This is a genomic window from Capnocytophaga periodontitidis, assembly GCF_016126015.1.
GTDB lineage: Bacteria > Bacteroidota > Bacteroidia > Flavobacteriales > Flavobacteriaceae > Capnocytophaga > Capnocytophaga periodontitidis.
Map to the genome: position 1 here is coordinate 1 of NZ_JAEFDB010000020.1, position 18481 is coordinate 18481.

Sequence of the window (18481 nt, forward strand, 5' to 3'; positions counted from 1 at the left end):
TAATGTTTAAGTTGCGCTTTTTTGTCAAAAGGCTTTATAGTATTTTATACTTTTGAGTAGGTATAGAGTAGGAAAAATCTGATGGCATATTTCTTGTGGGCTATGAAATGTATAGGTTGTGTGACCACACCAGTGAATTGGGGAGAAATAGGATACAAGTAACTCTCTTGAACGGAGATTTGAAAAGATTCATTAGTACATCTAAACAGTATAAAAATCAATAGATGTTATAATACAATTAAACAAAAAACTAAAGGATATATAAAAATCCAGAAGAAACATCTATTCAAATAGTTGAAGATACAAAAGGTAACTATTTTAGGATAGAAGAAGCCAGTAATACAGACTACTTAACAGAAAAAATACTTCATTTGATAGAGTTAGCTATTGACTATAAAACAGGAATCTTTTTTTGAAATTATAAGGTAAGGGGTAATATTCCAGATGTGTTGTTAAAGAAGAGTTGTTACGTACTGTGTCATCTTTCTTAAAAGGGTTCAATAAAAAAGTCTTTTTTTATTTTTCTGTTGGGTTGTTTTCCACATGAAAGATGGTAGATAGTAGGTTGTATGTGAGGAGCGGATATCCTCACTCTGCAATCTCCTTTAAAGAAAAGTTTATAATAACCTTTGTCATTGGTTTTAACGTCGTACTTTATAGTGTCAGGGGTGGTTTCTATATATTCAATAGAAAGTTTATAATTTTTTATAATATTCTTCTGTTTATCATATACTGTCCCCTCTATAGTTCTTCCGCAAGGGGCTTCATATACAAATAAATAATAACTATAGGCTGCTACTATCACAAGAAAAATGATACAGAAGAAGAAAGAAATCTTAATTATTTTATTGATTATATGATTCATAACTGATTGTAGAAGATGGTGCAATGGGTGCTTTTTTGAGTGATTTCCTGAGAGTAAAGAAAAGTGTCACTATTGGTTGAGTATATTGATATGCTTGCGCTATTCTCAAGAAATATTTTAAAATACCCCTTGTTGTTCGTTCTAATGGTGTAGGTTGTTTCACCTTCTTTATAGGATGTATTCTCTAACAGAAACTCACAATTCATTATGGGATTATGTTTTTCATCATATACATATATTTCTATTGTTGCATCGCGAACATCCCTATCCATATAAAAGTAAACAAGAGTAAAACCCACTATAAAAAACATAGAGAGTAGATAGGTAACTATTTTAATTATGTTAATCAAGGTGTTTTTCATTTTTTCTTCAATACCTAAATTCCTCCCAACCATATTGCCAATATTTAGAATCTGGATAGAATGTTCCATCACCTCCATCAAAATCTCCAGAGCAAGGAATGCGATATTCTCCCCAAGAGGCTACCGAAGTTTTTTTAGTAGTATAACTCGTCCAAGTGCCAAAAAATTGGTAATTTCTACTTCCATCACTCTGAATAAATAGTTCAGTATATACAGGTTTTTTATTTATTCCCTTATACCAAAGAACAAGCATTTCCCCCTTAAAAACACCTGTAGCTGTAAGATTCTCGTCTTCTTTTAGCGTATATGAAAAAGTAGAAAAGCCTTCTGCTTCTCCCTTTTTTAGAGGCTCATCCCCATCAAAAGCGGGGGCTGTAAGTCTGTAATGAGAAAGTAAAGTGAACGTTCCTTTGAAAGTCCGCTTGTTTTTGTTCATCACAGTGCTAAAGCCCTCTGCCTCATATACATCTTTGTTTTCCTCACTCTTTTTTATGGAGGTGAAAGTGATGCGCAAGCGTTTGCGATTTACCCCTATGAATCCTAAAAAATTATCTTTTTTACCATTTAAAACTTGCAACATATCAAGATGAATGTTGTATTTTTCATAGGGTACATTATGTGTTGTTTCCTTTACAACATCCTTAAAAGTACAAGGTTGTGCATACATTGCGCTACATAGCAACACTAATGTATAACAAAAACATCTGTTTAGTAATTTCTTCATATTTTTTCATTTTCTTTATTTTCTAAGAAAAGTGAATTTATATATTTTTTACTTGACAAGAGAGAGTCGTCTTCAGCATTTTTTACCTTCTTTTCAAATAGAAACTGCCATTTTCCATTCTTCTTTTGATAATATTTTCCTATAAAAGGGAATGAGATGCTAAATTCATCATCACTATCTACTCTTACATATTTTATAGGTACAAAAAAACCTATTATCCCCCAATTTTTCTCATTTTTTATCATTTCTTTCAGTATTTTGTCAATTTTCTTATTATCAGTGTCTGAAAAATAGTAGTAATCATACAATTCATTATATAATGGCTTTAATTGGTTATTTTTCTCAAAATTCTTCAAATAATCAATATCTGATTTTAATCTTGGTATATAATAAATTGTAAAATGTCCTACATTTGGAATCATATAAGATGACATAGGTATTTTATCAGACATATAAAAATAGATTTTTTCTTCTTTATTGAAGTATCTTGTTATACTATTGTTATTTTCTTGTGCTCTACAAGAAAATAATATGAAAAATATACAGCTTACTAAAAAATACCTTGTTTTCATTTTCTTTATTTTTCTGTAAAAGATTTAAAATCATAGACTTTGCCAAAGGTCGTAGCACGACAAGCAATTAAAACTTTGGCAAAGGTGCGAGCCGCACAGGCAGAGGACTTTGGCAAAGTGTTGTGACGCAAATTTTGCAATCCAATTCTGATTGACTGTAATTTTATTCCCGAAATCGATACTTTTCTACTAAACTATCAATATATCTATCCTGTAACCTATGGATTTCTTGCTCTATTTCATCTGTAACAGTATATGTTTTTCTTATTGACCATTTGCCATTTTCTAAAACATAAGCATCTTCCTTATAAGGATATTTAGGGTTATAAGAAGTCTCTAAATCTGGTGTGTATTCCAAATATTTTTTATCTATGATAAAAATAACAGCATTGAAATTCTTGTTGAGCTCTTCTATCGATAACGAAGCTATTTCTTGTCTTACTTTTTCCCAACAAGGCTCATTATCATTGCATTTAGATGTAATGGCATAGGTATCAAACCTTTTTGTCTTGGGAATTAGAATGACATTCGCATTTCCTAATTCATTTCCTTTGTATGGACATCCATAATACGGAATTTGATAATACCCCTCTCTTTCAGAAAATTCATCATATTTAAAGATTTTATATAACTCTTTTCTATTTATATTGGTTGTATCATTTTTATTTTCTATAAATGCTTGGTAATTGTCATTTACTTTTTGAGTTTGCTCATTAGGAATTTCATTTGAATTTTGTTTTCTCCTCTCCTTAAACATTCGTTGATTGGGTATGGTGTATAGAGAAAATTCACAAACAAAGCTTATTAGAGAGAGAATTAGCAATACAATTATCTTTTTCCATCCCATTTTCATAAAAAATATAGAAAATAGAAGAATGAAAGGATACACTAATATTATCCAAAAAAAACAAGCGAACAATACTGTCATTATAGCTGAAAATAGATAATCAAAACTGAAACAAGAATTTTCATACCACATTCTATTGAAAAAGCGATGCGCCTGTGGATAATTGTAATATACAGTAGTTAAAAATATAAATACCAGAAATAAGACTACTTGTGCTTTGTATATATTGCGACTGTATTTTCTTAAAAACATAAATACTCAGAAATTATTTGAATGAAAAAGCTGCTAAAATTCAGGAAGTTTGGGCAAAGATACAAAAATAAATGGATTATTTGCTTTTTTGTATGGGAATAGGTAGTATGCGGAATTTAAACAGCTGAGGCTGTCCGAAAAGTTTTATTTGTGTAGGTGTTGCAGCACATACTTAGCTATCGCTGACTTTCCTACATAATATACTCTAAAAGTAATTGATTATCAGGATTATAAACTTTGTCAAAGTTTTGGGACTTTGACAAAGTTTATGATGCTAAAGCGATTTTTAGACTTTTCGGACAGCCTCTTTTTTTTTGTTTTTTAGGAAGTTTTATTGTTTTCTTTCTAAGATAAAGAAGTGATAAGTGGTTTTGAAAGGATTTTCTACGGTGATTTCAATAGGCTCAAGATAATTACTTTCAGATTCTAAAGATTTGAACTGTTTTTCAAGAAGTTCTTTCCATTGAGAATCTTCGGAATATCTGCTACCAAACATGGTTTTAATTCCCCAATCTGCCTCATAAGCATTCCGTGTTTTTTCTTTACCATTACAAATAATTGAGATTAAATAGTTGCATTCTATTCTTTTTTCAAAATAGTTTCTAAGTGATTCTTCTCTTATTTGAGGATCATTTGCAAAATGGTATTTTAACTCAATTAGTATTTCTTCATTTTTATTTTTTAGGGCTAAGTCTATGCGAATATTTTTATTGGAAGCTTTTTTATTAGGAACCCGATATTCTGCAATAGCTCTTTCTTCTCCCTTGAAATCTCTATTGAAAAGCTCTACTAACAAGTTCCTAATTTGAATCTCTTGTTTTAGGTTAAAAAAATTATCGTTGAGTTTAGCTAATTTTCTTTTAAACCTTTTTGATTTGATAATCTTTATTAGACTATCAAACATTTCTTCTTTTGTTCTGATACTATCACTCATTTTCTAATGGTTTTAAGATTAATTTCTACTTTAAAAACTTTTTAGTTTCTTTAACAATAGCAGGTATTAGTTCTCGAGAAAAGCTATTGCTTAATTGTCGGGTATGGATAAGAATACGTTTGTTATCCTTACTAAAGTGTAAGAAATAGCGGTCTCTTCCTACTTTTATTTCCTTTTGAAAAACGACATCAAAAGTTTGTTCTAAATTAATGTGGTAACGGCTTGGATAATTACCGGCTGCTACAATTACAATAGGGAATTCCTTGAAAAAAGGCATTGCAAAGAGAGGTTTACGCTCTTCTATAGACTGTTTTCTAAGGGCTTCTATCTCCTCATTTTTGTAGCTTTCTTTAGTAGGGTAGTCGCTGAACTCGGTGATGAAAAACTCTTTTTGAAAATTGATTTTCTCAAGTTTTTTCCCCTGCAAAAATAGCTGTTCATAGAGTTTTTCGTAGTTTAAATAGGTACTACTTGTACCACCATTATAAGGTTTCCCTTCTTTCCTTATATCCTTTTTGTTAAACTGATTGCCATAAGCATATAAGGGATTTTCGTGAGAGATGGGACGCTCACCATCGTAGTTAGGCACTTCATTGGTAGAGAGTATGTGTTCCCATTGAGATACATTACTTTGGAAGAGCTCTTCTTTCTTCTTTTCTAAATTTTCGGTAGTCTCTTCTTGGGGAATGTGTGCAGCTTCTTTGCCGATTACTAAAACTTTACCATTAGGGTTGCCATACCCTACAAATAGATTGTTGGCTTTGCAGTAGGCTACTGCCTCTTTGAATGCTTGTGTGTACATATATTAGGTGTTTAATTATTGTTTAACTTTTTTTAATGCCTGCAAATATACTAATTTTCTACTATAGTACATTCTTTTTTTACGATATATTCAGGAGTGCCATTTCTATAGAAAACAGTTTTCCATTCTCCATTAGGAGAATAATTGCGTATGAGTTTATTTTTTTCATTTCCTTCTGAATCATATTCAATGCAAGAAAAAATGTTTTCGTTGTATGGGACTTCATTACTTTCTTCTTTCTGCCTCGTATTCTTTGTAAATAGTTTGTATTTTTTTGTTAGCAAAGAAAGTATTAGGCTTCATTATAGGGATATAAGGAGAATCAGAGCATTTTAAGTTGTTATTTTGTATTCTCATTGTTGTTTATTTTTTAGTTTGCAAACGTTTGGTAAGAGGAGGTTACCTTAAAAGCAACCTCCTCAGTTGCTTAACTACGCTTGTTCCAAGTAGAACCTCCGTTTTTGGAGTAGTACAAACCTTTGTCAGTTTGTGCTAAAAGCTCATCTCCAGAGACTACTAAATCTTGAAATGTGTAGCTACCTGAATAACGGGTATTCCAAGTAGATCCATTGTTCTTGGAATACTCAATTTTCTTTGCATTCTTAGGGCAAATGCGAACCACTTCGTTTTTGAATGTGACCATTAAACTCATAATTAAATATAGTTTTTAGTTCTTGCCTACTCTATATGGTTTTCGGCTTCCCCAATGTTTTACAAAAATAGTTTGCGGGCATCCCGTTTTACTTAGCTCGTTGCCCGACCAAAGGCATAGTGTAAAGCAAAAGGAACGCCCGCATACGCGAACGCTTCCGTCTTTACTTTCTGTACACTATTGAAAAATTGGTCGTATTTCGAGCTTAGAAAATAAAAGCGAAACGCTACTAATATGTTTATTTTGTGTTTATCTGGTTTTTACTATAAAATATGTTTTATGAGTTTCTGCCAGCAAATATACAAAATAAAATGATAAGTACGTCCTTTTGCTTTGTTTTTTTAGTTAAGAGGTAAGAATGCTTTGTTTGTACTTGATGATATGTAGCTCTTTTTCAAGTTTTTCGGCTTTTTTAATGCTGTCGTTAGTGCCTTTTGACTGTCCGTCCCAGAAGGCAAAAACCACTTCAGCATTTTCGATGATTTGAGTGTTGCGCACAAGGGTAGCCCCACGCCCATACTTTTGGTAGTCGGGTTTGAAAACGAGGAGAGGAATACCCATCTCGGCAGCAAATTGTGCGGCGAGAGTGTCGGCTCCTTTAGCACCACCCGATACGATATTTTTGGGTTTTTCGTGCGTGTTGATATACGCTAAGATACTTTCTTTCAGTAGGGTGTAATCGCTAAAATCACGTCCCCCAACAATGGCTATATTCATATAAATCGTTATTTGTTGGGGCAAAAGTCGATAGCAAGGGCGACAAAAACTGTCGCTCAAAGAAAAAAGTTTGTATATTTGCAAAAAAAATAATAAAATGAAGAAGTTTTTAAGACACCGTTTTATTGTGGAACGCCTGCGTATGAAGCCTCATTCGTATGAAGATTTGATAAGAGCTTTACAAAAAAGTGACGAATATTGCGATCTTGAGATGTTTACTGATCGTACTTTTCTCCGTGATAAACAAGATATTGAGAAAATCTACCACATAAAAATTGAGTATAACAACTCTCTTAAAGCATACGAAATCACAGAAGATAACGACCTCTATACTCAGAATTTATTAGAAGCGTTTGATGTGTTTAGAGCGTTGCAGAATTATGGCAATCTTTCTGAGGTTATTCAGTTTGAAAAGCGATTGCCTGCGGGTACGGAATATTTGTCGCCGCTGCTTAGGGCTATCAAAGAAAAGCGGCAGGTAGCGTTGCATTACTATAAGTTTTGGGATAAAAACAAACAGCCGGTAGTGCGCACGATAGAGCCTTATTTGCTGAAAGAGGCGCAAAGGCGTTGGTATGTATTAGCGTGGGATGTGGAGAAAGAAGCGTTGCGGGTGTTTGGCTTGGATAGAATTAAGCACTTAGACGATGAGCGGGGGGTGAAGTTTCAGCATCCTATGCCTAAGGGTGTAGAGCACTTTTTTGACGATAGTTTTGGGGCGTGGGTGGATAACGAGCGTACGCAAGCGGAAGAGGTGGTGCTCGCCTTTAAAAAGTTACCTACCGACTCGCCTTTTGTGCCTAACCCTGCTGAATACCTCAAAGCGATGCCTTTACACTCTTCGCAAGAGGTGATGACTGAAACTGACGATGAAATTGTGCTCAAACTGCACTTGAAAATTACTCCTGATTTTGTGAAGGAAATACAATCGTACGGCAGTAGGGTAGAGTGGAGGTAAGCAATTGTACGAGTGGCTCAAACTGCCAAAATGGCACTGTTTTTGTAAATGGCAAATTGTTTGCTATCAAAATACGAAATAAACCTAATAAGAATCATTATGAGTACTGAAGATATTAACAAAGACGATTTTGAATTTGAACAAGACCCTGTGGATTACACTCCTGAAGAGGATATGTACGAAACAGTAGAAATTCCTGAAGATGAGGACTTTTATGACTCCGATGAGGACGAGATGCCTTTTGACTTAGAAGACGACGACGACTCTTTTGAAGAAGAAGATCCTGAAACAGAAGAAGAAGAGGAAGAGCCTGAAGCAGGAGAAGAGGAAGAACCTGAAGCAGGAGAAGAGGAAGAACCTGAAGAAGAGGAAGAGGAAGAACCTGAAGAAGAGGAAGAGGAAGAACCTGAAGAAGAGGAAGAAGAAGAGCCTGAAACAGAGGAAGAAGCGCCTATAGAGCAACCTCCGGTAGAGGAAGATCCTGTTCCAGTAGAGGAAGAACCTATTGAACAGCCTCCATTAGAAGATGAACCTGCTCATACTTCAGAACCTACTGATGAAGAGCAGATTATGTATAAAGACCCCAACGAACCTGAAAAAACGGATGAGTATTTCAACAAGGAAAGAGATCGCTATTTGCGTTTGTTTGCCGAGTTTGACAACTACCGCCGTAGAACTATTAAGGAACGTGAGGAGTTAATCGCTACTGCAGGAAAGGACATTTTGTCAGCTATGTTGCCTATAGTAGATGATTTTGACCGTGCTTTGGTAGAACTCTCTAAAACAGCAGATGAGAAAACGCTACAAGGGGTGAAACTCATCTACAACAAACTTATCAATACACTAAAATCTAAAGGTTTAGAGCGTATGGACGTTGCTCCAAACGATGTATTCGACAGTGAAATTCACGAGGCAATTACGCTCATTCCTGCACCATCGCCTGAGTATAAAGGCAGAATAGTGGATGTAGTGCAAGCAGGCTACAAATTAGGTGATAAAATAATACGTTTTCCTAAAGTAGTAGTAGCACAATAAGAAGGTTAAAATGAAAAGAGATTACTACGAGATATTAGAAGTACAGAAAACAGCTACGGCTGCCGAAATAAAAAAAGCATACCGCAAACAAGCATTAAAATATCACCCTGACAAGAATCCTGGAGACAAACATGCTGAAGAGAATTTTAAATTAGCTGCTGAAGCCTACGAGGTGCTCAGCGATGAGAACAAACGCGCTCAGTACGACCGCTTTGGTCACGCTGCCTTTGAAGGTGGTATGGGAGGCGGTGGTTTCTCAATGGACGATATATTCAGTCAGTTTGGCGATATATTTGGCGGTCATTTTTCAGGGAATTTTGGTGGTTTTAGCGGTTTTGGAGGCGGCAGTCAGCAGGTATATGTGAAAGGTGAAAACTTGCGTATACGTGTGAAAGTTACCTTAGAAGACGTTGTGAAAGGTACTGAGAAGAAAATAAAAGTACGCCGCAAAGTAAAAGCTGAAGATACAACTTACAAAACTTGCCCAACGTGTAATGGTCGCGGACAGGTGGTGCGACAAGTGAATACAATGCTTGGTATGATGCAAACGGCATCTACTTGTACTGCTTGTGGCGGCACTGGTGAGGTGATTGATAAACGCGGAGCTGATACTGATTCACAAGGTTTGAAAACGGTTGAAGAGACTATCTCTATCAATATCCCAGCAGGGGTGATGGAGGGTGTTCAGCTCAGTATGAGTGGCAAGGGGAATGAAGCTCCTGTGAAGAATAGTGTGCCTGGTGACCTTCTGATTCTCATTGAAGAACAAGAACACGAAACCCTTAAACGCGAAGGGGATAACTTGCATTACGATTTGTATATCAGTTTTCCTGAAGCTGTTTTAGGAGCTACTAAGGAAATAGAAACGGTAACAGGCAAGGTGCGCATCAAATTAGAAGAAGGTATACAATCGGGGAAAATACTGCGTTTGCGCGGTAAAGGTATCCCCAACTTGCAAGGACGCGCAACAGGTGATTTGATTGTTCACGTGAATGTATGGACTCCTAAACACTTGAACGACGAGCAAAAGGCTTTCTTTAAAAAGATGCAAGAGGATGAGCATTTCAGTCCTAAACCTGATAAGAACGACAAGTCGTTCTTTGAGAAAGTAAAAGAAATGTTTTCATAGGTTATAGATTTTATTAAATCCAAAAAGGGACTACTCCGCACGGGGTAGTCCCTTTTTGTTATTAAAGTGAAGAGTGAATGACGAGGGACGAATGACGAGGGACGAATGACGAGGGACGAATGACGAGAGACGAGGGAGGAAAATCTCGGAGAGACTTGGAGGGGCTCGGAAGGGGCTCTGAAGGGGGCTCTGAGAGTCTCGGAGGGGGGATTAGAAAATTAGATGTAATGAATAAAAATGAGGTTATCTATTGTTAGATAACCTCATTTTATTTTTTATAAACTTTTTAGAAAAGTTACGTCTATAAAAACTTGTTAAATTCTTAGAAGAAGTAACGTTTGAAAGCTTCGATAGCGGCATAGTCGGCGAAGCCTAAATTGCGGTAACGACGAGCGGTTTCGCTGTTACGAGCTTCGGCACGTTGCCAGAACTCACGCAAGTCGTCTCCTTGGAACATAGCACCGTCTTTTTGAGATTGGTGGAAGAAGATGGCTTGACGTTTTTTGAGTACTTGTGCGGGACTCATAGGTACAGCCATTTCGATTTCGTGGATGTCCCATTCGTGCCAAGCACCGCGGTATAACCATACCCAGCAGTCTTTCATATAATCTTTGTGTTTTAAGTTTTTCAAAGCAGCAAAGATAGCATCGAGACATACTTTGTGAGTTCCGTGAGGGTCGGCGAGGTCACCAGCGGCATAGATTTGGTGAGGTTTTACTTCTTCAATCAAATCCATAATGATTTTGATATCGGCTTCACCTATAGGGTTCTTTTTCACGCCACCTGTTTCATAGAAAGGCAAGTTGAGGAAGTGTACGTGTTTATCAGGAACTCCTTCGTAGCGTGTAGCAGCCAATGATTCGTGGCGACGGATGTTGCCTTTGAGTTGGCGTACGAGGAGGCTATCGATTTCATTGGATTTTTTGTTGGTGATGTTGCTAATAATCTCGTTGATTACGGCTACTTCGGCTTTGTTTTCTTTGGCTATATCTTTGAATACTTCGGCGAATTTAAGTGCTTCGTGGTCGGATACGGCAAAGTTACCGGAAGTTTGGTAAGCGACGTGTACTTCGTGACCTTGAGAGACTAAGCGGTCGAAAGTACCACCCATAGAAATTACATCGTCGTCGGGGTGAGGGCTGAAGATGATCACGCGTTTTTTGTGAGGATGTTCGCGTTCAGGGCGGTTTGTATCGTCGGCATTAGGTTTACCTCCTGGCCATCCAGTAATGGTGTGTTGCAAGCGGTTGAACATAGCGATGTTCAAATCGTAAGCAGGACCTGATTCTGCCAAGAGTTTTGACATACCGTACTCGTTGTAATCGGAATCGGTGAGTTTGAGGATTGTTTTATTAAGGTGTTCGCAAAGCCAAACGATAGCTTTCGCTTTGAGGTCTTCGTTCCACTGTACATCGGTAACGAGCCAAGGGGTTTTGATGCGGATGAGGTCGGAAGAAGCTTCTTCGTCTAATACAAAAGTAGTGTTTTCGTGGAGTTGTAGGTAGCTTGAAGGTACTTCGGGGGTGATATCGCCTTCGACGGCTTTGGCTACGATAGAAGCTTTACTACTACCCCAAGCAAGCAATACGATGCGATGAGCTTTTAACACGGTGCGTATACCCATTGTAATGGCTTGGCGGGGCACATTGTCGATGCCGTGGAAGGTTTCGGCGGCGTCGGCGCGTGTGATATGGTCGAGGGTGATGATGCGGGTACCAGAATTGCGGTTAGAACCAGGTTCGTTGAAGCCGATGTGGCCTGTACGACCGATACCGAGGAGTTGGAAATCGATTCCGCCGCAATCTTGGATTTTTTTATCGTAATTAGCGCAGTAGGCTTCTAACTCGTCGTGAGATACGGTTCCGTTAGGGATATTGATATTTTCTTTTAGGATATCAATATGGTTGAAGAGGTGTTCGTGCATAAAGTACCAATAACTTTGTATATCCTGTTTTTCCATTGGATAATACTCGTCTAAGTTGAAGGTAATTACGTTTTTGAAGCTAAGGCCTTCTTCTTTGTGCATACGCACAAGTTCGTCGTAAACTTTTACTGGAGAGGATCCAGTGGCTAAGCCTAATACGCATTTTTTGCCTTCGGCTTGTTTCTTTTTGATAAGGTCGGCGATTTCGTGTGCGACACTAATTGAAGCGGTTACTGAGTTCGAGAAGATGATGTTGTGGATTTTCTCGAAACGAGTTTCCTCAACGGAGCCGGCGGGCTGATGAGCGATTGATGAAACTTCTTTTCTGATATGTGTTCTCATTTTTTATTGATAAATGATGTTATAATAATTTCAGATTTGACCCTGCAAAGGTATATCTTTTTTATGATTTATACAAAAAAAATTAACATTTTATTATAATGACGAGGGACGAATGACGAGGGACGAATGACGAGTGCCCCGAACCCCCGAAGGGGGACTAGCCGGAAAAAGTGAAAAATGAAAAGTGAAAAGGATGGGAGCAGAGGGAGGGGTGGGAGCAGTGGGAAAGGTGGGAGGGATGGGGTTGAGGGGTGATTGCTTTGTGATGCGAAATGAAAAACTTTGCTAAAGCGTACTCGCTTTAGCAAAGTTTTTGTTTTTAGAAATTAGGTTTTAGTTGTTGTTTGTTGAAATAGAAGTCTTCGATGACTTTGATGACTTGATCTTCGGTGTCTACCAAATGGAACAAATCTAAGTCTTCGGGACTGATGTTGTTGAATTTTTCTAACAATATTGTTTTTATCCACTCTACAAGTCCGCTCCAATAGTCTGTGCCTACTAAAATGATAGGGATTTTGTCGATTTTATGGGTTTGCACGAGGGTGAGAGTTTCGAAAAGTTCGTCGAGGGTGCCAAAGCCACCTGGCATAGCGATGAAGGCTTTGGAGTATTTCACAAACATTACTTTGCGCGCAAAGAAGTAGTTGAACTTGATGTTCTTGTCGTGGTCAATATAAGGGTTGTTGGTTTGCTCGAAAGGCAGGTCGATATTGAGTCCGGCAGATACGCCTTTGTTGAGGTGAGCGCCTTTGTTTCCGGCTTCCATAATGCCGGGGCCTCCTCCGGTGATGATGCCAAAGCCTTCGTCGACTATTTTTTGGGCAATGCGTACGGTGAGGTCGTAGTAGGGGGTTCCGGGATTGATGCGTGCAGATCCGAAGATGCATACGCAGGGGCCTATGGAGCTCATTTGCTCATAACCGTGAACAAATTCACCCATTATTTTAAAAATAGACCAAGAGTCGTGTGTTTTGGTTTCGTTCCAAACTTTAGAATGTTTTTTCATTTGAATTATGTGTTAAAAGTTAAAAGATGGCGCCCCCACATACTCTGCTCTCGCAGACTTCCCCGAAGGAGGATTAGCCCGAAAAAGTTATTGAATATTGTGTAATCAATGGAGTTTTCAGAGGGACTCTGAAAATTTCCGAGTTGCGAATGCCGAGTGATGTTGGGCAGCTGGGACTGCGAGAGTTTTTTTGCCCACGAATTTCACGAATTTACACGAATTTTCGCCTGACGGCGAAGGGAGTGAAAAGTGAAAAATTAAAAGTTAAAAATTTGAGTTCTCAGAGGGACTCGGAGAGACTCGGAAAGACGCTGTGGGGAATTAGCAAATTAGCAAATTAGCAAATTGGAAAATTAGCAAATTAGTTTATAGTTTCATTGTTTTTACTTTCAAATTTTTTGAGGTCGTTGCCTTTGAGGGCGTTTTCGACGAGCTCGGGGAGGCGATCGGGGGTGCAGGCGAAACAAGCGATGCCGAGTTTGCTGATTTCCTTGCCGAGTTTTTCGTCGTAATCGGGACGACCGCTATCGGAAAGGGCTAAGAGTACGAGTACTTTTACACCGTCCTGATGCATCTCGTTTAGACGACGTAGTAGTCCGGAGCGCACGCCTCCCTCATAGAGGTCGGATATGAGGATGAACATCGTTTTGCGGGGGTTCTCGATGAGCGTTTGGCAATATGCCACAGACTTATTAATGTCGGTTCCTCCACCCAATTGCACGCCAAAGAGCATATCGACGGGGTCTTGACGGCAGGCTTCGGTGAGGTCGGTTATTTCGGTGTCGAACACTACTACGTGAGTATCGAGGGCGGGCATACTTGCAAAGATGGAGCCCATTACCGATGAGTAGATAATGGAATCGCACATAGACCCACTTTGGTCGATGTCGAGGATTACCGTCCAGTTTTTTTGTTTTTGAGTGCGTTCAAAGAAATAGAATTTTTCGGGAATGATACGCTTGGTGGCGGTGTCGTAGTTTTTGAGGTTGCGCTGGATGGTTCGTTTCCAATCGGTTGATGAGAAATTGGCGATGGGTGTATGAGCTTTTTTGTTGAGAGCGCCGGTAACAGCACGACGGAGGTCTTGCTCCATACGTTTCATTATCTCATTGACGACTTCTTTGACTAACTCGCGGGCGGTATCTTTGGATTTGGCGGGAATCTGGTCTTTGAGTGCCATTAGGGTGCCGACCATAGAGATGTCGGGTTTTACGTTTTTGAGGGTTTCGGGTTCAAAGAGTAGTTTGGTGAGACCTTTGCGTTCGATAGCATCGGTTTGAATGACGCTCACTACATCGGGGGGGAAAAAGGAACGTACATCGGTGAGCCACTTGGCTAAGTTAGGGGCGGAGTTGCCCAAACCTGCCGAGCGTTTGCCGCCGCCGTTGCCATTGCCGTCGGTATCGTCGTAGAGGGCGGCGAGGGTAGCATCCATCAGTGATTGCTGTTCGTTGAGTGATACTTCACCCAAAGCATTTGCATCTTGACCCAAGATGAGTCGCCAGCGTGTGATATTTTCGTCCATTAGAGTATATAAAAGATGAGACCTATTTGTAATACATTAGAACTGAGGCTTGTGCCATCGGTGGTTTTTGCGTCCTTTAGCAAAGGTGAGAGGTTGTACTGCACGAAGAAATTCAGAGCATTATAGCCAAAAGCGGCAAAGGTTTTCAGTTGGAATTTTCTAACGATGTCGGGGTTTTGGAAGGAGGTGTCGATGTCGTTGGCGGTGTACAGGCTTCTGCCGCCTAAGAGATAGGCGATGCGCATTCCTGCGTATACTCTCCAGAATTTGTGAGATGTGGGGGTGGAGGTACGGAATCGGAATTCTAAAGGCATTTCGATGGCGTGGGTTTTGAAATAGTTTTTGCTGATGTTCAAATCGCGGAAATGTTCGACTATTTCGTAACTGACACCTGTTGCGGTTTTGTTGGCTACCATATTGTTATACACCACATCGTAAGCATAACCTAATCCGATGCCAAAGCCGAGATTTCGTTTTTGGTTGATGGGAAGGTCGCGGATGAAGCCTAAGTGGATGCCGTGAGAGAGGTTGTGCTGCACGACACTGCTGGCTTTGCCGGCGAGATAATCGTAGGTGAGACCGACATAGAATTGGTCTTCGAGATAATGACTATCGACCGTTGAGGGGTTGGCAGTTGAGCTTTGTGTAGAGCCAATCAAGCCGTCGTCACTATTTTCTTGAGCATAAGTGAAGAGGGAGAAGTGAAGGGTAAGGAGTAATAGGATGATATTTAGTTTATTCATTTTTTTTCTTTGGGTTTATATTTTTTGGCAAAGATAAGAAATAATTACGAATTACGAAATACGAATGACGAAATACGGTGCGAGCCGCACGGGCGGGGGATGAAGAAAGACTATGAGGGAGTATCTTGGAGGTGCTCTGAAGGTCTCGGAGGGGGTGGAGAATTGATAATTGACAAGAAACGTGTGGGGGAGATGTGTGTTGCACGGATAGGGAATGACGAGAGACAAATTACGAATGACGAATGACGAGAGACGAGGGTGGGGATAGTGGGAGGGGTGGGAGGTGCGAGCCGCACGGGCAGGGGATGGGAGGGAAGACTCCCACGGATTTCACGAATTTTCAGCTGACGGTGAATTGTTTTGTGAGTATATAAATTCTTTGACTTAATGATTTTTGGAAAGGTGTTCTTTTAGGGCTTGTTCATTATTACCTATTCTCATTGTGAATTCTTGGAAGCTCTCAGTTTCTTGAGGAATATGCAATCCTATTTTTTCTAAAATTCTATTTTCTGCATTCCCGTCTATATAGAGTTCTTCAGGAAAAAAAGGTTCGTCGCTATCTTTTTTGTTACAAGGATAAAGTAGAAAACCTCTATTTGTTTCAAAACGGTACATATACGTAATCGTTTTGTAGTAGATGCTTGTCGCTTTTTCTAAATCGTCCTCGTAAAATTTGTACCTATCTAAAGGTATATATTTAGCATCTCCTACAAGTTTTGGAGAGCCACTTCTGCTGATAAAATCGGGGTAGATAGGTTGTTTGCTATTTTTAAAAAGGTATTTTTTCCCTTTACCTGTCAGATTTTCAGGATGTTCAAAACCTTCGTTTAAAAAAGTATTTAGGTATTCTTCCCACAGCCAAGCACCGTCAAAAAGGAGTCCGTGTATTTTATCTTTTTCTTCGCCGAATGTCAGTTTTTCGTGGTTTAGGATGTTCAAACATATTTTTTGCAGAGGAGCATACTCTGTAAAATAAGGATGTACAAAGGGCTTGGCATTTGCCATTATCACTTTACGCCGAGCATTTTTGTTATAGGTGTTTTGAGTGTGAAAAACAAATTGGCTAACCATAGTGCGCATTTCGGCATCTGTATTCAGCAAAGCATTGCCTATAGGGTGTGTTCTTAGGTACTCAATAGTATGGCGATGAGTTGCGATAAAGGATTATCGTAGCTATGTTCTTTGGTTGTATAAGCTATTTTGCCTGCAAAAGGTAGGTTTTTAAGTAGATGACGTTTTACATCTATAGTTCCTTTTACATTTGCATCATTATATTGCTTGCGTTGGTAAGCTTTATAAAGCCCTTGTGCATAAGCTTTCTTTAAGCAATAAGGAAATAAGTAGAGCCAAAAATCCCAAATAGTTTCTTCGTTGTTAGGGCTCTGTTCAAAATTAAAGATGTTAGTAGCTAATACTTTTTGTAACATATAGTGCAAAAAGAAATCATTCTTATCATCTTCTGCAAAACGGGAAGTGATAGTAACCTTACTTGTGTTGCGCCCTACAAATCCCATTATGTTGTTAGTATACAATTTATCTCCTTCTATCTTAAAAATAGGTTTGTAGAGATATTTTTCTAAAGATAGTGGATACACTAACAAATTAGGATTTTCATTTAGTAAGTGTGTTATACTATGATTGGCAATAGGGGTTAGGTGCGCTATATACTGAGAATTAAGCTCTTTTCCCTTATAGTTATTGTCTGTTATCCTCATTACCAAAGAAAGCATTTTTTAATTTTTCTAACTCGTTTTTTCCATTAGGCATACCACGTAAATATTCCTTTAGTAAAGGTTCTATGCGATAGTCCCATACGTTTTCTAATTCTTCATCTTGAATACAATTGCCATCAGTATCAAGAAAATAAGCACCCCCTATATGGTAGGCACTGCTGAAGCCTGCTATATTTTCAATAGCCTCATTGAGTTTTTTCATAGCTTTTGTTATTGGTTCAGTCAGTCCCATATTTATAGCGCTTTCTTCGGCAGTAACTTCTATCCAAGTGAAGCGGCGGCGCATAGCAAAATCAAAACTTTCGACACTTCGGTCGATATCATTCATACAGCCGATGATATAGACGTTTTCGGGCACGTAGAAAGACTCGTCATCACCTTGCATATTTGCATATTGAGTTTTGACGGCTCCTTTTACACCTCTGTAAGTAGGGTCGATACTAAAAAAGAGCTCTCCAAAAATTTTAGAGATTTCACCTCTGTTGATTTCGTCGATTACAAAAACGTAGTTTTTATCATTTCCTGTTTTTTCGGGTTTGAAATTATAAGTATTTTTGAAATACTCTGCTACCGATACTAAATAAGGTTTCCAATCTCTTATCACACCATTGTAAAGATAGGCTGCTATCATTTCTTTGGTGATTGATAGACGTGTACCAACTTCTGTTTGAGGAATAGCCACACAAGAGTTTTTACTATTAGCTTCTAAGGTAAAAGGCTTTTTCTGGGTTGGTGTTGAAAGTGTTATAGGATTTTGTAATAAATCGTCTATAAAGTTGTTATACAACACATCAAAGTTATCTTTCTTTTTATTAGCTTGTTGGCAAAATTTTTTGAAAATGCCGTCTTTTTTGTTGCAAAATTACGAATAAAAAGCAAAACTACAAAAATAATGTAATTAGCTCATAAAAAGAGGATTAATTTTTTGACAGGAAGATAAGAGAAGACAGAGTCTTAGATGATTTGGACAGGCTTTTTCAAAATTAGGTTTCTAAATCGTTACCTAATACCTTGAAAAAATATTTTTATTAGTAGGTTATATTTCAGTGTTTTACACCTTTTTTCATATTGTACAGTAACTTGATAAAAAGTACTTTCGCAAATTAAAAAATTAGAGTATGAAAAAAGTAAAACGCTCAACTTTTAAGGTATTGTTCTACCTTAAAAAGAATGCCCCAAAGAAGAATGGTAAGGTTGCTATTATGGGGCGTATTACCATTGATAATCAGGTAGCTCAGTTTAGTACCAAACTTGAAATCCTTCCACAGAAATGGGATTTGAAATACGGCAGGGTAACAGGTAAAACAGAGGAAGCTACCCAGCTCAACCGCAAGTTGGAGGAAATTCGCTCACGTATGG

At 38.3% G+C, this 18481-nt stretch carries 21 protein-coding genes; 4 read left to right on the top strand and 17 right to left on the bottom strand.

Annotation, left to right across the window (positions count from 1 at the left end):
- Window positions 1-487: 487 nt before the first annotated feature.
- The 10 genes from I7X29_RS14780 to I7X29_RS14825 all read right to left on the bottom strand — a co-directional run bounded on the left by I7X29_RS14780 (window position 488) and on the right by I7X29_RS14825 (window position 6727).
- Window positions 488-865: a carboxypeptidase-like regulatory domain-containing protein gene (locus I7X29_RS14780; protein WP_198475772.1), complete on the bottom strand. Its 378-nt coding sequence runs from the start codon at window positions 863-865 to the stop codon at window positions 488-490.
- Window positions 862-1137 (bottom strand): hypothetical protein, encoded by a 276-nt coding sequence (locus I7X29_RS14785; protein ID WP_198475774.1) that lies wholly within the window; start codon window positions 1135-1137, stop codon window positions 862-864. Before I7X29_RS14785 ends, I7X29_RS14780 begins: the two co-directional genes overlap by 4 nt.
- A gap of 97 nt (window positions 1138-1234) precedes the next feature.
- Complete coding sequence (locus tag I7X29_RS14790) at window positions 1235-1951, bottom strand: hypothetical protein (protein ID WP_225883782.1); 717 nt, start codon at window positions 1949-1951, stop codon at window positions 1235-1237.
- A complete protein-coding gene (locus I7X29_RS14795) occupies window positions 1948-2523 on the bottom strand; it encodes a hypothetical protein (RefSeq protein ID WP_198475776.1) in 576 nt (191 codons plus the stop codon). The genes I7X29_RS14790 and I7X29_RS14795 overlap by 4 nt, the downstream gene beginning before the upstream one ends.
- A gap of 163 nt (window positions 2524-2686) precedes the next feature.
- Entirely contained in the window at window positions 2687-3370 is a 684-nt protein-coding gene (locus I7X29_RS14800; protein WP_225883783.1) for a hypothetical protein, read from the bottom strand.
- Between the two features lie 583 nt (window positions 3371-3953).
- Entirely contained in the window at window positions 3954-4556 is a 603-nt protein-coding gene (locus tag I7X29_RS14805) for a hypothetical protein (RefSeq protein WP_088593704.1), read from the bottom strand.
- A 25-nt stretch (window positions 4557-4581) separates the two neighbouring features.
- Entirely contained in the window at window positions 4582-5358 is a 777-nt protein-coding gene (locus I7X29_RS14810) for a hypothetical protein (RefSeq protein WP_198475778.1), read from the bottom strand.
- 225 nt (window positions 5359-5583) lie between these two features.
- Window positions 5584-5715, bottom strand: a complete 132-nt coding sequence (locus tag I7X29_RS15645; protein WP_262895910.1) for a hypothetical protein — start codon at window positions 5713-5715, stop codon at window positions 5584-5586.
- Between the two features lie 70 nt (window positions 5716-5785).
- Window positions 5786-6010, bottom strand: a complete 225-nt coding sequence (locus I7X29_RS14820) for a beta propeller repeat protein (RefSeq protein ID WP_009411563.1) — start codon at window positions 6008-6010, stop codon at window positions 5786-5788.
- 345 nt (window positions 6011-6355) lie between these two features.
- Window positions 6356-6727 (bottom strand): DUF2493 domain-containing protein, encoded by a 372-nt coding sequence (locus tag I7X29_RS14825; RefSeq protein ID WP_198475780.1) that lies wholly within the window; start codon window positions 6725-6727, stop codon window positions 6356-6358.
- Between the two features lie 97 nt (window positions 6728-6824).
- On the opposite strand from I7X29_RS14825, the gene I7X29_RS14830 reads away from it, so the two are divergent.
- The 3 genes from I7X29_RS14830 to dnaJ all read left to right on the top strand — a co-directional run bounded on the left by I7X29_RS14830 (window position 6825) and on the right by dnaJ (window position 9849).
- Entirely contained in the window at window positions 6825-7685 is an 861-nt protein-coding gene (locus I7X29_RS14830) for a helix-turn-helix transcriptional regulator (RefSeq protein WP_198475782.1), read from the top strand.
- Between the two features lie 453 nt (window positions 7686-8138).
- The gene (locus tag I7X29_RS14835; protein WP_394368711.1) at window positions 8139-8720 is read left to right on the top strand and encodes a nucleotide exchange factor GrpE; all 582 of its coding nucleotides are present in this window, start codon (window positions 8139-8141) and stop codon (window positions 8718-8720) included.
- Between the two features lie 10 nt (window positions 8721-8730).
- Window positions 8731-9849: a molecular chaperone DnaJ gene (dnaJ, locus tag I7X29_RS14840; protein WP_088593708.1), complete on the top strand. Its 1119-nt coding sequence runs from the start codon at window positions 8731-8733 to the stop codon at window positions 9847-9849.
- A gap of 322 nt (window positions 9850-10171) precedes the next feature.
- Here the strand turns inward: dnaJ and nagB are convergent, their stop codons facing one another.
- The 7 genes from nagB to I7X29_RS14870 all read right to left on the bottom strand — a co-directional run bounded on the left by nagB (window position 10172) and on the right by I7X29_RS14870 (window position 17912).
- Window positions 10172-12115: a glucosamine-6-phosphate deaminase gene (gene nagB, locus I7X29_RS14845; protein WP_198475786.1), complete on the bottom strand. Its 1944-nt coding sequence runs from the start codon at window positions 12113-12115 to the stop codon at window positions 10172-10174.
- 319 nt (window positions 12116-12434) lie between these two features.
- Complete coding sequence (locus I7X29_RS14850) at window positions 12435-13121, bottom strand: LOG family protein (RefSeq protein ID WP_009414064.1); 687 nt, start codon at window positions 13119-13121, stop codon at window positions 12435-12437.
- A 361-nt stretch (window positions 13122-13482) separates the two neighbouring features.
- Window positions 13483-14646: a VWA domain-containing protein gene (locus I7X29_RS14855; RefSeq protein WP_198466592.1), complete on the bottom strand. Its 1164-nt coding sequence runs from the start codon at window positions 14644-14646 to the stop codon at window positions 13483-13485.
- On the bottom strand, window positions 14646-15389 hold the full coding sequence (locus tag I7X29_RS14860) for a porin family protein (RefSeq protein WP_198475798.1): 744 nt from the start codon (window positions 15387-15389) through the stop codon (window positions 14646-14648). The genes I7X29_RS14855 and I7X29_RS14860 overlap by 1 nt, the downstream gene beginning before the upstream one ends.
- A gap of 384 nt (window positions 15390-15773) precedes the next feature.
- On the bottom strand, window positions 15774-16490 hold the full coding sequence (locus tag I7X29_RS15545; RefSeq protein ID WP_262895911.1) for an McrC family protein: 717 nt from the start codon (window positions 16488-16490) through the stop codon (window positions 15774-15776).
- A 23-nt stretch (window positions 16491-16513) separates the two neighbouring features.
- Window positions 16514-17104: an McrC family protein gene (locus I7X29_RS15550; protein ID WP_225883784.1), complete on the bottom strand. Its 591-nt coding sequence runs from the start codon at window positions 17102-17104 to the stop codon at window positions 16514-16516.
- Window positions 17085-17912: an AAA family ATPase gene (locus tag I7X29_RS14870; protein WP_198475800.1), complete on the bottom strand. Its 828-nt coding sequence runs from the start codon at window positions 17910-17912 to the stop codon at window positions 17085-17087. The genes I7X29_RS15550 and I7X29_RS14870 overlap by 20 nt, the downstream gene beginning before the upstream one ends.
- A gap of 328 nt (window positions 17913-18240) precedes the next feature.
- Between I7X29_RS14870 and I7X29_RS14875 the strand changes: the two genes are divergently transcribed.
- A partial coding sequence (locus I7X29_RS14875; protein WP_262895912.1) for an Arm DNA-binding domain-containing protein occupies window positions 18241-18481 on the top strand: 241 nt, incomplete at its 3' end.

Bases quoted from the DNA above. Each gene is read 5' to 3' on its own strand.
- nagB (WP_198475786.1), bottom strand. From the start codon at position 12,115: ATGAGAACACATATCAGAAAAGAAGTTTCATCAATCGCTCATCAGCCC.
- I7X29_RS14785 (WP_198475774.1), bottom strand. From the start codon at position 1,137: ATGGATAGGGATGTTCGCGATGCAACAATAGAAATATATGTATATGAT.
- I7X29_RS14790 (WP_225883782.1), bottom strand. From the start codon at position 1,951: ATGAAGAAATTACTAAACAGATGTTTTTGTTATACATTAGTGTTGCTA.
- I7X29_RS15550 (WP_225883784.1), bottom strand. From the start codon at position 17,104: ATGAGGATAACAGACAATAACTATAAGGGAAAAGAGCTTAATTCTCAG.
- I7X29_RS14795 (WP_198475776.1), bottom strand. From the start codon at position 2,523: ATGAAAACAAGGTATTTTTTAGTAAGCTGTATATTTTTCATATTATTT.
- I7X29_RS15645 (WP_262895910.1), bottom strand. From the start codon at position 5,715: ATGAGAATACAAAATAACAACTTAAAATGCTCTGATTCTCCTTATATC.
- I7X29_RS14800 (WP_225883783.1), bottom strand. From the start codon at position 3,370: ATGGGATGGAAAAAGATAATTGTATTGCTAATTCTCTCTCTAATAAGC.
- I7X29_RS14820 (WP_009411563.1), bottom strand. From the start codon at position 6,010: ATGAGTTTAATGGTCACATTCAAAAACGAAGTGGTTCGCATTTGCCCT.
- I7X29_RS14830 (WP_198475782.1), top strand. From the start codon at position 6,825: ATGAAGAAGTTTTTAAGACACCGTTTTATTGTGGAACGCCTGCGTATG.
- I7X29_RS14810 (WP_198475778.1), bottom strand. From the start codon at position 5,358: ATGTACACACAAGCATTCAAAGAGGCAGTAGCCTACTGCAAAGCCAAC.
- I7X29_RS14860 (WP_198475798.1), bottom strand. From the start codon at position 15,389: ATGAATAAACTAAATATCATCCTATTACTCCTTACCCTTCACTTCTCC.
- I7X29_RS14855 (WP_198466592.1), bottom strand. From the start codon at position 14,646: ATGGACGAAAATATCACACGCTGGCGACTCATCTTGGGTCAAGATGCA.
- I7X29_RS14850 (WP_009414064.1), bottom strand. From the start codon at position 13,121: ATGAAAAAACATTCTAAAGTTTGGAACGAAACCAAAACACACGACTCT.
- dnaJ (WP_088593708.1), top strand. From the start codon at position 8,731: ATGAAAAGAGATTACTACGAGATATTAGAAGTACAGAAAACAGCTACG.
- I7X29_RS14825 (WP_198475780.1), bottom strand. From the start codon at position 6,727: ATGAATATAGCCATTGTTGGGGGACGTGATTTTAGCGATTACACCCTA.
- I7X29_RS14805 (WP_088593704.1), bottom strand. From the start codon at position 4,556: ATGAGTGATAGTATCAGAACAAAAGAAGAAATGTTTGATAGTCTAATA.
- I7X29_RS14780 (WP_198475772.1), bottom strand. From the start codon at position 865: ATGAATCATATAATCAATAAAATAATTAAGATTTCTTTCTTCTTCTGT.